Genomic DNA, 14,271 nt, shown 5'->3' with positions numbered 1-14,271 from the left:
CTCTCCTTCAGCCTCATTGTTCTCCTTTAGTTTTAAAGGCCGGTCGATCCGGCCTTTGACGTTTTAGTCCTTCCCTTGCTCCGTTATCATTAGGCATCTGCTTCTTCATCACGGACGATTCTGATGTCGCGTTCCCTGCGAGTGATATTCGCCGGCACCCCGGACTTCGCTGCCGCCAGTCTGCAAGCGCTGGTTGGCAGCGTTCATGAAATTATCGCTGTTTATACCCAGCCCGATCGTCCCGCCGGTCGAGGGCGCAAGCTGACGCCCAGCCCGGTCAAGGCGCTGGCCCTTGAGCATGATATCCCCGTGTATCAACCCGTTTCTTTGAAAGAGACCGATGCCCAGCAAGCCTTGGCCGCTCTCGAGGCGGACGTCATGGTGGTGGCAGCCTACGGTCTGATCCTGCCTCAAACGGTACTCGATACGCCTCGCCTGGGTTGTCTCAACGTGCATGCCTCGCTACTACCTCGCTGGCGCGGAGCCGCCCCGATTCAGCGCGCCATCGACGCCGGTGACAGCGAATCCGGCATCACCATCATGCAGATGGATGCCGGGCTCGACACCGGCGCCATGCTTTTGACTCGCAACACGCCCATCGAAGCGACCACCACCGGCGGTGAGCTGCATGATCGCCTGGCACAGCTCGGGGGCGAGGCGATCGTCACCGCCCTGGATGACTTAATGGCCGGCAAGCTCATACCGACGCCACAGCCTGCGGAAGGCGCAACCTATGCTCATAAGCTATCCAAGGCTGAAGCGCAGCTCGACTTCACCTGCTCTGCCCAGGCGCTGGCCCGACGCATTCGAGCGTTCAACCCCTGGCCGGTCGCCTGGACGACTCTGAATGATCAGCCGTTACGGCTCTGGCTGGCCGAACCGGAAGAAGGCAATCCGGACGCTTCACACCAGACGAGCCAATCCGGCACATTATTGACGTCAGCGCCGGATGCGCTGCGTATCGCCTGCGGCCCAAAGGGGACCCAGGTATTGCGAGTGACCCGGGCACAGCTGCCCGGCGGCAAGGCGCTGACCGCGCAAGAACTGCTCAATGCCAAAGCCGAGCGTTTTGCGCCGGGATCGCGCCTTGGCAATACTGCTCAGGAGACGCATGAATGAATGATGCCCCCAGCGGTCAGGGCGTTCGCGCCGTTGCCGCGCGCGCTGGTGCCAGTCCTCACCGGCAAGGGGTCCCTTGCAAGCCTCGACGACGGCGCGGTGCCGGCCCGGGATCGCGCCTTCCTGCGTGCCCTGAGCTATGGGGTATGTCGCACCCTGCCTCGGCTCGAGGCGCTGGCCAATGAGCTTCTGCGCAGTCCTTTCAAGGCCAGGGACGTGGATGTGCAGGCACTGCTGTTGCTGGGTATCTATCAGCTGCTTTATCTGCGTGTTCCAGCCCATGCGGCGGTGGGTGAAACCGCCGGTGCCGCGCGTCTGCTGAATAAAGAGTGGGCGACTCGGGTGCTCAATGGCTGTTTGCGCCGCTTGCAGCGCGAAACAGACGAGCTGCAGGCCAAGGTAGATCGCGATCCCAGCACTGTCTGGCTGCATCCTGCCTGGCTGCTCAAGACGCTGCGTCAGGCCTGGCCCGAGGACTGGCAAACGATTGCCGAAGCCAACAACCACCCCGGTCCCATGACCCTGCGAATCAACCGTCGTCTTGGCAGTCGCGATGAGTATCTGACGCGCCTGGAAGCCATCGACAAGAGCGCCACCCGCTGTGAACACGCACCGAACGGTGTAACCCTGGCAGAGCCCTGCGATATCAATGAACTGCCTGGGTTTGCCGAAGGCGAGGCGAGCGTACAGGACGAAGCCGCACAGCTGGCTGCAGAGCTTTTGGCTCCCGCACTGAACGATCGGCCCGACGCAGGGTGCTGGATGCCTGCTGCGCTCCAGGAGGCAAGACCGCTCATCTGCTTGAATCCTTCGATATCAACCTGACTGCCCTGGACAACGACGCAGTGCGTCTGGGCCGGGTCAATGCAACCCTCAAGCGGCTGAATCTCAAGGCGCGGCTCAAGCACGCGGATGCCAGTACCCTGGATTGGTGGGATGGCGCTCCCTTCGATGCCATCCTGCTCGACGCGCCCTGCTCCGGTAGCGGCGTCATCCGACGTCATCCGGATATCAAACGGCTACGCCGTCCCTCGGACATACGCGACCTGGCGAGCCTGCAGGGGCGCATGCTGAATACGCTGTGGCAAACCCTGGCCCCCGGGGGCACGCTGGTTTATGCCACCTGTTCGGTCATACCGGAAGAGAACGCGGATGCCATCGATGCGTTTCTTGAGCGCACCGATGACGCCAAGGCAACCACACCTGGCGACGTCAGCTGGGGGCGAGCAGCGGGGGTAGGTCGCCAGCTGTTGCCGGTTGTCGGTGGTCATGACGGCTTCTTCTACGCACGCCTAGTCAAGATGGCGTAAGGCGAGCTCAAGGAAACCACCTATCATTGTAATGGTGCACAAGGCACTGCATGGTTAGCCCGCATTCTGACATCTCTTCATATCGGCACAGGAGCCGTTTCATGCCCAGCCACATCTACAAGAAGATTGAACTCACCGGCTCATCCCCCAAGGGAATCGAGGATGCCGTCGAGCAGGCCTTGGCCAAGGCCAATGAATCCCTGCACGACATGCGCTGGTTCGAGGTGACCGAAACCCGAGGTCATATCGAACACGGTCGCATTGCCCATTGGCAGGTAACCGTCAAGGTCGGTATCACCCTGGACTGATGTTCCTCTCCTCGGACCCGGTTTGCCGGGTCCGAACCCTGTCTTTCACCTGCCTCGCTGGTTTATGCTAGCGCCTCACAAAAGACTCATCCCGGGCGGATCCATCATCGATGAAGATTATCATCCTGGGCGCCGGCCAAGTTGGCGGCACCCTGGCCGAGCATCTGGCGCATGAAGAAAACGACATCACCGTCGTCGATACGGATACGGTACGCCTGCGCGAGTTGCACAACCGCCTGGATATTCGCACCGTGACCGGCTCCGCCTCCTACCCGATGGTGCTGCGCCAGGCGGGCTGCGAGGACGCGGACATGCTGATTGCGGTGACCAATTCCGACGAAGTCAACATGATCGCCTGTCAGGTGGCCCATACGCTGTTTCGCACCCCAACCAAGATTGCCCGGGTACGCGCCGCTGCCTACCTGACCCGCAAGGGGCTGTTTTCCAACGAAGCGATACCGGTGGATGTGCTGATCAGCCCGGAGCAGGTGGTCACCGACCACATCCGGCGTCTGATCGTCTATCCCGGGGCGCTGCAGGTGCTCGAGTTCGCCGGCGGCCAAGCCCAGCTGGTCGCGGTCAAGGCTTATTATGGCGGCCCGCTGGTGGGTCAGGAGCTGGGGTTCCTGCGCCGCCACATGCCCAATGTCGATACCCGGGTCGCCGCTATCTACCGCCAGAATCGCCCGATCATTCCCCGGGGCGACACGGTCATCGAGGCGGATGACGAGGTATTCTTCATTGCTGCCCGGCGGGATATTCGCGCGGTCATGAGCGAGCTTCGCAAGATCGAGCGGGACTTTCGTCGCATCATCATCGCCGGAGGCGGTAACATCGGCCAGCGCCTGGCGGAGCAGCTCGAGCACAGCCATCAGATCAAGATCATTGAGCGGGATCTGGAACGCTGCAGTCTTCTTTCCGAACGCCTTGATCGCACCGTGGTGCTACATGGCAGCGCCACCAGCAAACGTCTGCTGATCGAGGAAAACATCGAGGATTGCGATATCTTCTGCGCGCTTACCAACGATGACGAGGTCAACATCATGTCGTCGATGCTGGCCAAGCGCCTGGGGGCCAAGAAGGTGCTGACCCTGATCAACAACGCCGCCTACGTGGACTTGGTCCAAGGGGGCGAGATCGATATTGCCATCTCGCCCCAGCAGTCCACCATTGGCGGCCTGCTGACCCATGTGCGTCGCGGCGACATCGTCAACGTTCACTCCCTGCGACGCGGGGCGGCAGAGGCGATCGAGGCCATTGCTCACGGCGACTCCCGTTCATCGAAAGTCATTGGGCGAACCATCGATGAGATCGACCTGCCTGCAGGCACCACCATCGGCGCCGTGGTCCGAGGCAAGGAAGTGTTGATCGCTCACGACGATGTGGTAATCGAAGCCGGGGATCACGTCATCTTGTTCGTGATCGACAAGCGTCGTATTCGCGATGTGGAGCGCCTGTTCCAGGTTGGTCTGTCCTTCTTCTAAGAGTCGGTATGAAAAAAATGTCTTACGCAGCAGGAACCGCTGACTCATGAGCCTACGCGTTACGCTGCGCATTCTCGGGCTTCTGCTGATGGTATTCAGCCTGACCCTGGTCCCGCCCATTCTGATTTCGCTGCTATTCAACGACACGGTGTGGGATGCCTTTGTCATTGCCATGGCCATCACCTTCGTCACTGGTGCGGTGCTTTATGCCCCCAATCATAGCGCCCGCAAGGAGCTGCGCACCCGGGACGGATTTTTGATCACGGTAATGTTCTGGAGCGTACTGGGGCTGTTCGGCTCTTTGCCCTTGATGTTTGCAAGCGACCCGGCGCTGTCCTGGACCGATGCGATTTTCGAGTCTTTCTCCGGGCTGACCACCACCGGCGCCACGGTGATCACCGGCATCGACCTGTTGCCGGATTCCATTCGCTATTACCGCCAGCAGCTGCAGTGGCTGGGCGGCATGGGGATCGTGGTACTGGCGGTTGCCATTCTGCCGACCCTGGGTATCGGCGGCATGCAGCTCTATCGCACCGAGATTCCCGGCCCGCTCAAGGACTCCAAGCTGACCCCGCGCATCACCGAGACCGCCAAAGCACTGTGGTACATCTATGCCGCACTGACCCTGACCTGCTTTCTGGCCTACTGGATGGCAGGTATGAACTGGTTCGACGCCATCGGCCACAGCTTCTCGACGGTGGCCATCGGCGGCTTTTCAACCTATGACGCCAGCATCGGCTATTTCGACAGCGCCGCCATCGAGCTGATCTGCGTCGTCTTCATGATCCTCTCTTCGATCAGCTTCGGGCTGCATTTCGCCGTATGGCGAGAAAAGCGGTTGGGCCAGTACCTGCAGGACCCGGAATTTCGCTTCTTTCTTCTGTTTCTGGCCCTGCTCAGCATTACAACCATCGTCACACTGCTGGTCAGCGGCACCTACAGCGACATGACCGGGGTGCGTCACGGTCTGTTCGAGACCGTCTCTATCGCCAGCACCGCGGGTTTTGGCGTTGCGGACTTCTCGATCTGGCCTGGCGCCCTGCCCTTCATGCTATTCATCGCTGCCTTTGTCGGCGCCTGCTCAGGCTCTGCCGGGGGCGGCATGAAGGTGATCCGTATTCTGCTGATTTTAAAACAAGGCATGCGGGAAGTGCTGCGTTTGATTCATCCCAGCGCGGTCATCTCGATCAAGGTGGGCAAGATGCGCGTGACGGACAGCGTCTCCCAGGCGGTATGGGGATTTTTCTCCGTCTATGTGATGCTGTTTTTCCTCATGCTGGTGGGCATGCTGGCGACGGGGCTCGATCAGGTCACCGCCTGGTCCGCAGTGGGCTCTGCTCTCAACAACCTAGGCCCTGGCCTCGGCGGGGTCGCCAATCACTATGGCAACATCCCGGCTGCCGCCAAGTGGATACTAGTGATCGCCATGGTATTAGGGCGCCTTGAGATTTTCACCGTACTCGTGCTGTTTACCCCGGCCTTCTGGCGCCGCTGAGTCGGCGCAGAAGAAGATAACCATAGATCGGCAGATTGATGGCCAGCACAGCGATGCCCAGCCACAGCTGAATTGCCGGGGTCAGCCCCGCTGGATAGATGACAGCGATCAGATAATGCTCGATGAAACCGCCGGCATAGCCGGACTCTCCAGCAGCACGTAGCAAGGCGTTCTCTAGTGGGGTCAACGGGCAGATCCAGCCATTGAGTTCGAGAGCCGCCGCCCAGGCTACTGTCGGCAAGTGCCACCAGGCCAGGCGTGGCCAGCGCAGCACGGCAAGCCCTCCCAGCACCACGAAAAGAATGAACGCCAGATGCAGGATCAGAACCGCCTCGGCGGCAATGTGATAGCCCACGGATTTCTCCTTATCACTTAAGCGACACCGTTACCAAAATATCAGGATGATACTGTGCTTGGACTGCCCTGCTCCCTTCATGGATAATTAGCGGCCTGATTGATTCCGTTGCAAGCGAGCGTTCATGACCGATACCCAGGCTATCACTACCGAGGACGCCATCCGTGGCCCTCGCCGCGTCGTCGAAAACGGTGATACCCGCTACACCCTGCTGGGTACCGCCCATGTTTCCCGGGCCAGCGCCGAGGAAGTCCGTGCCCTGATCCGCTCTGGAGAGTTCGATGCCGTAGCAATCGAGCTGTGCGAGTCCCGCTATCAGAGCCTGACCAACCCCAACGCCTTGGCGGATCAGGACTTGTTCCAGATCTTTCGCCAAGGCAAGGCCGGCATGGTGGCGGCGAGTCTTGCTTTAGGTGCTTTCCAGCAGCGCGTGGCAGAGCAATCCGGCATCGAACCCGGGGCCGAGATGCGCGCCGCGGTCAATGAAAGCCGCGATGCGGATCTACCCCTGCTGCTGATCGATCGGGAAGTAGGCACTACCTTGAAGCGCGTTTATGCCAACGTGCCCTGGTGGCAGCGCATGGGGTTGATCACCGGCCTGTTCGGCAGCCTGCTGTCTCGTCAGCAGGTTTCCAGCGAAGACATCGAACGGCTCAAGCAAGGCGACGTGCTTGAATCCACCTTCAATGAGTTCGCCGAACAATCCGAGGCGCTCTACACCCCTCTGATTGCCGAACGAGATCGCTATATGGCCCTGCGCCTGTTGGAAGAGAATCCGCAGGATCGCTATCGCAATGTGCTGGTGGTGATTGGCGCCGGGCACCTCAAGGGCCTTTCGGAGCACCTCGAACAACCGCTGCCGCAGGCTCCTGCTACCGAGCGGGAACAACTGGAAGCGACACCGCAGCGTGGACGCTGGTGGAAGGCGATTCCCTGGCTGATCACGGCGCTAGTACTAATAGGTTTTGCCATCGGATTTTCTCGGGACAGCGAGCTTGGCTGGCAGCTGATCGGCGAGTGGTTCCTGATCAATGGCGTGCTTTCCGGCCTTGGTGCCGCCATTGCCCTGGCTCACCCGCTCACCGTGGTAGCGACCTTCTTCGCCGCCCCGCTGACCTCGCTCAACCCTACCATTGGCGCCGGCTTCGTGGCCGCCGGGGTGGAGCTTGCGCTGCGTAAGCCCAAGGTACGAGACTTCGCCCAGCTGCGCCACGACGTGGCCGATGTAAAAGGCTGGTGGCGCAATCGCGTTTCCCGCACGCTGCTGGTGTTCATACTGGCCACCGTGGGCTCTGCCGCCGGCACCTGGATTGCCGGGCTACGAATTGCCGGCAAGCTGTTTGGTTGAATCATTGCCCAAGCGGGCTGTCCTAAAGGGCGGAACCGAGCCCACCCGATTCGGTTTTCGCCTCTTAAAACCAATGGAGAAAGAACGTGAAGAAATCCAGAATTCGCGACAACGCGCTAAAGGCGTCGTTGCGCACACCGATGTTTCGCATGCAGCAGCAAACACCCAAGAAGGGCAAGGGCAGCTATTCTCGCAAGGGTCGGCGGCCCTGCCACCAGCCTATTGCCAAGCGGCCTGATCAGGTTGTTTCGCAATAGGGCTGCATTTTTAGCCTGTATTTTTCGAAAAGTTCAGATAGCTTGGACAACCCTGCACCATGTCGCTCGACACTACACGCATCAATCAATCCATGACCCACTTCGACGGCCAGGATGCGATCTGGCTGTTCGGCTACGGTTCGCTGATCTGGAAGGCGGGCTTTCCCTATCTGGAGCGGCGCCCGGCCTACATTCATGGTTGGGTGCGGCGTTTCTGGCAAGGCTCTCATGATCATCGCGGCACACCGGAAGCGCCGGGGCGGGTCGCCACCTTGGTGCGCCAGGCAGGCGCGATCTGTCACGGCATGGCCTATCGCATTACCCCCGAGACTCTGGGGCCTCTCGATGTCCGTGAAAAGAACGGCTATCTGCGCCTGGTAACCGAACTGCACTTCGAGAAGAGCGAGCGTATTGAAGGACTGGTCTATATCGCCACCGAAGACAACGCCGCCTTTCTCGGCGATGCTTCATATCATCATATCGCGCAGCAAATTGCAGGAGCCAAGGGGCCGAGCGGCCCCAATCGCGACTACCTGCTGAATCTGGCGGCGGCGCTACGTGAGCTGGATGTCGAGGACCCACACGTATTCGAGCTGGAACGATTGCTGCCTCCCCTAAAGCCGACAAAAGAGTAGACTGACTCGAGTCACACTCAATTTCATTACCACAGCAAGACGAGAAAGATGATGAGCAGCAAGATCAGCGTAGCGTCTCCCTTGGTCATTCTCCATGGCGACGAAATGGCCCAGGTGGCTTTCGAGAAGATCCTTGAGATGTTCGTGACTTCGCGTCTGGACATGGAACTGGTCGATATCGATCTGTCTGCGGAAAATCGTCTGGCGACCAACGGTAAAGCCGTCATGAACGCCATCGAAGCGCTCAAGCAGCACGGCGTGGGCATCAAGAACGCCGGCATGACCGTCAACCGGGATCAGCTGACGGCTCTGCTGGAAAAGCATCCGAACATCGTCAAGAACGCCCTGCATCCACTGGCCACCAAGTCACCCAACGGCGCCATTCGCAAGGGTATTGGCGGCAACATCACTCGGGAAGACATTCAGTTTCGCAATCTGGAGTTCGACAAACCCGAGTGGATCGGCCGAGACATCGAGGTCGACACCATGATCAGCGGCGGCATCAAGGAGAGCTACAACGAGCTCTCCAGCGCCACCGGTATCGTCAAGCTGATGTTCGTCGGTGCCAGCGGCGACCCGGTCGAGTTGCACCGCCGGGAGGTCAACAAGGGAGATCCCTGGCTGCTGGCCACCAACGATATCGACGATATCAAGGCTGGGCCCATCGCTTCTTCAAGCGGGCGATCGATGAAAAGCGCGATATCTATCTCGGCCTCAAGGATACAGTCATCGCCGGCTACGACGGCGCCATGCGTACGGTCATCGAAGAGATCTACCGGCAGGAGTATCAGCAGCAGGTCGAATCCCTAGGGCTTGCCTATCATTATGAGCTGATCGACGCTCAGGCGGCACGTATCGTAGCCAACCCGCCCGAGCGGGCCCTATGGGGCGTGCCGGACAACACCACTGGGCGCAAGCTCTTCAAGCTGGTCGAGCAGCTCAAGCGCTACGGCATCCCTAAGCGCGAGGCCCAGGTGTCGCTGTCTCGCATGAGCGCAGGGGGCGGTGATCAATACGGCAGCTACAACATGCCCGCCGCAGAAGACGGCATCCTCAAGGTGATCGTCGACGGCGAGGAAAAGCATGCCCGGCGGGTGAAGGAAGGCGACCCGATTCTGCTGATGTCCAACGATGCCCAGGCCATCAAGGACTGGGTACTGCAGGTATTCCGGGATGCCTCGCGCAAGAAGAAGGAGGTCTACTTTGGCCTCAAGCGCGAATACATGAATTACGATGAGGTGTTCAGCACCGTCATCACCGATGTGCGCTACGAGCTAGCCCAGGCTGGTACTGCGCCACCCTCCTTTATGATCATGCGGCCCTCAAGCCAGCTGATCAAGATGATCACCGACCCACCCCGCAACGCTCTCTACCCGGCCCAGAATCTGGATGGCGACATCTTTTCGGACATCTCCGCCGCCCTGGGCGGGAGTCTTGCCACAGCAAGCTCCATCATCGAAAGCAAGAACGGCACCATGCTGTTCGAGGCGCCTCACGGCACCGCCCACGATCTTTACCTGAAATACCAGGAAACGGACGGCAAGGAAGCGCACTTCAACTCCTCGGCGCTGCTGTTCGCCGTGGCCAACGCCCTGGAAACCCTGGGCGAGCGGGAAGGCAACGACCCTCTTGTCAACTACGCCACGCAACTGAAAGAAGCGCTGATCGATACCGTCGATGCCGGCATCATCACCGGCGATTTGAAAGGCAAGACTGCCAATCCGGACAAGGAGCAGATAGTGGATATGCAAGGCTTTCTCGATGCGGTGGAAAAGCAACTGGCGAGATAATTCAAGATAGCGCCGAACCGGTAGCAGGTGATTCGATCAAATCAGTGGATTAAAATTGGCGAATCAATAAAGTGTCATTGGCCGTTGCGGCTTGTAAGCCAGACGGCCAGGCGCTCTTTGATATCGAGTAGGCGAGATTCGGGTAGTTCTCTTAAAAAGCCATGTTGTAAATTGGTATACGGAAAAGGCATCAGTGCGATCTGTCCGGCACGTTTCATGACCAGCGTTCCTTCAGATCGTCTTCCGAGTAAAGGTCAGACTCGTCGCTGATACCACGCATGGCCTGATCCACGCTCATGATCTGAAACTGATGTTCTGACCATTCTCCGTGGTCATCCTTCAGCGTAGCAGCGCGACCATGCTGTTGTTCCAGAAACGTGACAAAGTCCAGCACTTCTTGTTGTCGAAACGCCGGCAGACGACTCACTTTGGCCATCAATTCTTCAAGTTGCATAAGCGCTTACCCATCATTGACGACTTCTCGCAAGCATAGCACACCTACTTTTTTTGCAACGCGCCTTCAGCCGCTTTCAGAAAGCCGATCCAGATCCGAGACAACATCCTGCCTGGGATCTGCATCGCGTATCACGAACTGCGCATTGCCTTGTCGATCGAAGGCGAAAACGGCACTGGAGTGGGTGACATCGTAATTGCCGTTTTCGTCTTTTTCGTCGTATTTGTAGGTAATGCGATATTGGTTGGTAAGTGAATCGATGTCGGCCTTGTCGCCGGTGAGCCCAACAAACTGCGGGCCAAACGCGTTGGTGTAGCGCTTCATGATCTTCGGGGTATCCCGGGATGGATCGACGGAGACAAACAGTATCTGTATGTCGTCCCGCGCTTTCTCATCGAGCTGCCTGGTGATCGATGCAAGCTCGGCAAGGGTGGTGGGGCAGATGTCGGGGCAATGGGTATAGCCAAAATACAACAGCGTGGGTTTTCCAAGAAAGGCGTCTTCGCTCACCTGCTCGCCGTTCTCATCGACGAGATTGAAATCAAGCGGCGGCATGATCTCGGATACGTCGTTGGTTCGCCAGTCGCGACCATCGCATCCTGCTAGCCACAGCGATACTAGTACCGGCAACAACCCTCTATGCATGGATGTCTCCTGCGTGGCTTTTTTACATCGACGCCGGGGACACGACTTCAAAGTCCACGGACAAACGCCGATCATCTTCGAACTCAAGCTCGACGCTTACCTCATCTCCAACGGATAACGGCTGCTTTGGCTGCATGAGCATGAGGTGATACCCCTTCGGCGCAAACTCGAGACTCTTGCCCGGTGCCACCTCGAGCTGGGATATCGACTCCATGCCAGCCATCCCGTCTTCGTTGGTGCTGCGATGCATCTCGACCATACCGAAAGCATCGCTTTGCGCCCCTACTAGAACCACAGACTTGTCGCTGGTGTTGTCGAGCGTGAAATAGCCTGCCGCCGGCAGATCGCCGGGCAAGGCGCGTAATCGAGCATCCTTCACCTCCAACTCCGCGGCATAGCCACTGCTCATCGACAACAGCGCCAACAGTACGCCTATAAGCAGCGCATAAAAGCCTCGATACTTGATGTTTCGCTTTTCGCTAGGCATCGGTTTCATTCTCCATTTAGAGAAATGCTGAAGGGCAGGATGCAGGTCGTGCCTATCCGACGCTAGCAGATTCGCTCGCCGAGCAGACTCTTGAAATATGCAGCATTTGGGAGGTGGAGCCAATCGAGAATGACTGGCATTAACAAAAAGCAGACAAACCGCAATTCGACGTATAGCGCCGCGAATTGACATCAAGAATGACCGTCTCGTTGACCTTGTCATAGAAAAACGAAGCGTAGCCCTGATTGGATGAGGCCACCTTGTACAGACCACAGACGCCGTAGCCGTGATTGACCTGCTGCAAAAACTTGAGCTCTATCGCATTCGAGGATTCGAGCGCCGTCGCAAGTGCCTGCTGGATACGATTGTCGGCACGACTTTCGGACACTGCCTGACCGCCGAAGATGGCACCGGCGAGCACCAATATCAGCGCTATCGGAACGACGATATTCAAAATGAGTCCGCGGGTAGGTTTCATGAAACCATGATAATGGGTCTTGTGTTTGGGGTACAAGCAAACCGCTTGAAGAATGCCGCAAGGCTTTTTGTATTCAATAAACGAAATAAAAAATATAGAAACGATGCCGGCAAAGAGACCAAATGCTGACGTTACTGCCGACTTATTGAAGAATAATCTTTATTTATTTCGTTTAAATTAAAAAAACATTGTTGGCACCGCCTCCTAGCCCTGTATCGGGACATCGACACCATGGCCACGATCATTCCCGCTCTCAGCACCATTTCCAGAATGACCGGTGGCGAACGGCGCTTCGGCCAGCGGCTGGAAAGCTTGCTGGAAGAGGACTATCTGGTCTGGTACGACATTCCTCTCGGGCGTCAACGTCGCTATCCCGACTTCATCATCCTGCACCCTGGCCGCGGCCTGCTCTTTCTCGAAGTCAAGGATTGGAAGCTCGATACTCTCAGGTCGATCACTCCGGAAAGCGTCGTACTTGATACCAATAGCGGTCGAAAAACAGTCAGCAACCCGCTGACCCAAGCTCGCCAGTGCTCCTTTGCCGCCATCGACCAGTTGAAGCGTGATCCACAGCTGATCCAGGCTGACGAACGCTACCAGGGTAAGCTGTGCTTTCCCTACGGGTACGGCGTCGTATTTCCCAACATCACCCGCCGCCAATGGGATCAAGTCGTTCCCGAGGAAGAGCAGGAGCGCATTCTTCCCGCGCATCGCCTGATCTGCAAGGACGAGATGCTTACCACCGTGGACCCGGAAGCGTTTCAGCAGCGCCTCTGGGACATGTTCGACTATCGCTTCGGCGAGCAGCTGAGCGTTCCGCAGATCGACAGGATTCGCTGGCAGCTCTTCCCTGAAGTGCGCATCGACTCCCCCACCAAGGATCTTTTTGATGACGAGCATTCGAAGGATGAGACGGGTGAGATGGATGAAGAGAAGCCAACCAATCTGATTCCCGACATCATGCGGGTCATGGACATCCAGCAGGAACAGCTGGCCAGAAGCATGGGTGATGGTCACCGGGTGATCCATGGCGTCGCCGGGTCCGGCAAGACGCTGATCCTCGGCTATCGCTGCCTGTATCTGGCCCAAGCGATTCAAAAGCCGATCCTAGTGCTGTGCTTCAATATTACTCTGGCAGCCCGCTTGCGCTGCTTCATCGCAGAAAAGGATATCGAGGACAAGGTAAGAGTCCACCATTTTCACGAATGGTGCGGCTTGCAGCTGAAGACCTACAACGTGGATCTACTGCCTGGAACACGACCTGTTTACGAGCGCCAGGTGGAAAGCGTCATCCAGGCGGTTGATCAATCACGAATCCCCCGAGCACAGTACGGCGCACTGATGATCGACGAAGGACACGACTTCGAGCAAGAATGGTTCAAGCTGGTCGTGCAGATGATCGATCCGAGCATCAACTCCCTTCTGCTGCTTTACGATGACGCCCAGTCCATCTATCAGAAAAGCTCGATCAAATTCCCGCTTTCCGCCGCCGGCATCCAAGCCCGCGGCCGTACCACGATTCTCAAGCTCAACTATCGCAACACCCGGGAAATCCTTACCTTCGCCTACGACTTTGCCAAGGACTTCATAAAAGCGCAGGACGCGGACGAAGACCACATTCCGCTTATTGCGCCTGAAGTGGCCGGCGTAAGTGGCCCTCCCCCCGCCTTTCGCCATTTCAAAACCCTCCAAGACGAAGCGCATTTTTTGGTGCGCTGCATCACGCAATGGCAGGCCCAAGGGTGCGAGCTCAACACCATCGCCATCGTCTACACCCAAAACGCCCAAGGGCAGCGGTACCACGACGCCCTCAAGGCTGCCGGAATACCCAGCTGCTGCCTACAGAGCACCGCGGACAAGCGTGCCTATGATCCACAGGTAAACCAGGTAGTACTACTCAGCCGCCAGAGCAGCAAGGGGCTGGAATTCGACACCGTGATTCTCTGCGGACTAGGAGCACTGAAAGACAACGAAGAGAACCTGGCCCAGGAAGGGCGCCTTTTGTACGTAGGCATGACGCGAGCGCGGCGAAGGCTACTCGTTACCGGCAGCGGGAATAATTGGTTTGTCAGCCGGTTTTGTGAAATGACGGCGGATTAAAGGGGT

The 14,271-nt window shown here is 58.1% G+C and carries 16 protein-coding genes and 1 pseudogene; 11 read left to right on the top strand and 6 right to left on the bottom strand.

Going from position 1 to position 14,271, the window contains the following annotated elements; translation table 11 throughout:
• Positions 1-123: 123 nt before the first annotated feature.
• The 5 genes and pseudogenes from fmt (at position 124) to CH74_RS15505 (ending at position 5,716) form a co-directional block, all read left to right on the top strand.
• Positions 124-1,119, top strand: coding sequence for a methionyl-tRNA formyltransferase (gene fmt, locus CH74_RS15525; RefSeq protein WP_048308429.1), 996 nt, complete (start codon positions 124-126; stop codon positions 1,117-1,119).
• Positions 1,120-2,429, top strand: a pseudogene (gene rsmB / locus CH74_RS15520) (16S rRNA (cytosine(967)-C(5))-methyltransferase RsmB).
• 101 nt (positions 2,430-2,530) lie between these two features.
• Positions 2,531-2,737: a dodecin gene (locus CH74_RS15515; protein WP_048308428.1), complete on the top strand. Its 207-nt coding sequence runs from the start codon at positions 2,531-2,533 to the stop codon at positions 2,735-2,737.
• A 110-nt stretch (positions 2,738-2,847) separates the two neighbouring features.
• On the top strand, positions 2,848-4,221 hold the full coding sequence (gene trkA, locus CH74_RS15510; RefSeq protein WP_048308427.1) for a Trk system potassium transporter TrkA: 1,374 nt from the start codon (positions 2,848-2,850) through the stop codon (positions 4,219-4,221).
• A gap of 46 nt (positions 4,222-4,267) precedes the next feature.
• On the top strand, positions 4,268-5,716 hold the full coding sequence (locus tag CH74_RS15505) for a TrkH family potassium uptake protein (RefSeq protein ID WP_048308426.1): 1,449 nt from the start codon (positions 4,268-4,270) through the stop codon (positions 5,714-5,716).
• Here the strand turns inward: CH74_RS15505 and CH74_RS15500 are convergent.
• Positions 5,691-6,071 (bottom strand): DUF2784 domain-containing protein, encoded by a 381-nt coding sequence (locus CH74_RS15500; protein WP_048308425.1) that lies wholly within the window; start codon positions 6,069-6,071, stop codon positions 5,691-5,693. The genes CH74_RS15505 and CH74_RS15500 overlap by 26 nt on opposite strands.
• 124 nt (positions 6,072-6,195) lie before the next feature.
• Between CH74_RS15500 and CH74_RS15495 the strand changes: the two genes are divergently transcribed.
• From CH74_RS15495 to CH74_RS19710, 5 genes are all read left to right on the top strand, one after another.
• Entirely contained in the window at positions 6,196-7,419 is a 1,224-nt protein-coding gene (locus CH74_RS15495) for a TraB/GumN family protein (RefSeq protein ID WP_048308424.1), read from the top strand.
• A gap of 86 nt (positions 7,420-7,505) precedes the next feature.
• Positions 7,506-7,676 (top strand): alternative ribosome rescue factor ArfA, encoded by a 171-nt coding sequence (gene arfA / locus CH74_RS18400; RefSeq protein ID WP_082140455.1) that lies wholly within the window; start codon positions 7,506-7,508, stop codon positions 7,674-7,676.
• 59 nt (positions 7,677-7,735) lie between these two features.
• Positions 7,736-8,311 (top strand): gamma-glutamylcyclotransferase, encoded by a 576-nt coding sequence (locus CH74_RS15490; RefSeq protein ID WP_048308423.1) that lies wholly within the window; start codon positions 7,736-7,738, stop codon positions 8,309-8,311.
• 51 nt (positions 8,312-8,362) lie between these two features.
• Positions 8,363-9,121, top strand: a complete 759-nt coding sequence (locus CH74_RS19715) for a hypothetical protein (protein WP_253273094.1) — start codon at positions 8,363-8,365, stop codon at positions 9,119-9,121.
• A complete protein-coding gene (locus tag CH74_RS19710; RefSeq protein ID WP_253273093.1) occupies positions 9,061-10,101 on the top strand; it encodes an isocitrate/isopropylmalate family dehydrogenase in 1,041 nt (346 codons plus the stop codon). Before CH74_RS19715 ends, CH74_RS19710 begins: the two co-directional genes overlap by 61 nt.
• 74 nt (positions 10,102-10,175) lie before the next feature.
• On the opposite strand, the gene CH74_RS18690 is transcribed toward CH74_RS19710, so the two are convergent.
• The 5 genes from CH74_RS18690 to CH74_RS15465 all read right to left on the bottom strand — a co-directional run bounded on the left by CH74_RS18690 (position 10,176) and on the right by CH74_RS15465 (position 12,141).
• On the bottom strand, positions 10,176-10,319 hold the full coding sequence (locus CH74_RS18690; protein ID WP_156181552.1) for a hypothetical protein: 144 nt from the start codon (positions 10,317-10,319) through the stop codon (positions 10,176-10,178).
• Positions 10,316-10,555 (bottom strand): DUF2281 domain-containing protein, encoded by a 240-nt coding sequence (locus CH74_RS15480; RefSeq protein ID WP_048308422.1) that lies wholly within the window; start codon positions 10,553-10,555, stop codon positions 10,316-10,318. Before CH74_RS15480 ends, CH74_RS18690 begins: the two co-directional genes overlap by 4 nt.
• 66 nt (positions 10,556-10,621) lie before the next feature.
• Complete coding sequence (locus CH74_RS15475; RefSeq protein WP_048308421.1) at positions 10,622-11,200, bottom strand: SCO family protein; 579 nt, start codon at positions 11,198-11,200, stop codon at positions 10,622-10,624.
• 22 nt (positions 11,201-11,222) lie between these two features.
• Complete coding sequence (locus CH74_RS15470; protein ID WP_048308420.1) at positions 11,223-11,687, bottom strand: copper chaperone PCu(A)C; 465 nt, start codon at positions 11,685-11,687, stop codon at positions 11,223-11,225.
• 139 nt (positions 11,688-11,826) lie between these two features.
• On the bottom strand, positions 11,827-12,141 hold the full coding sequence (locus tag CH74_RS15465) for a hypothetical protein (RefSeq protein WP_253273092.1): 315 nt from the start codon (positions 12,139-12,141) through the stop codon (positions 11,827-11,829).
• Between the two features lie 255 nt (positions 12,142-12,396).
• Between CH74_RS15465 and CH74_RS15460 the strand changes: the two genes are divergently transcribed.
• Entirely contained in the window at positions 12,397-14,265 is a 1,869-nt protein-coding gene (locus tag CH74_RS15460; protein WP_048308419.1) for a 3'-5' exonuclease, read from the top strand.
• Positions 14,266-14,271: the final 6 nt, after the last annotated feature.

The sequence above is a fragment of the Halomonas sp. PR-M31 genome, from assembly GCF_001039575.1.
GTDB lineage: Bacteria > Pseudomonadota > Gammaproteobacteria > Pseudomonadales > Halomonadaceae > Modicisalibacter.
The sequence above is the reverse complement of the archived record's forward strand: the minus strand, read 5'-3'. Positions and strand labels throughout refer to the sequence as shown.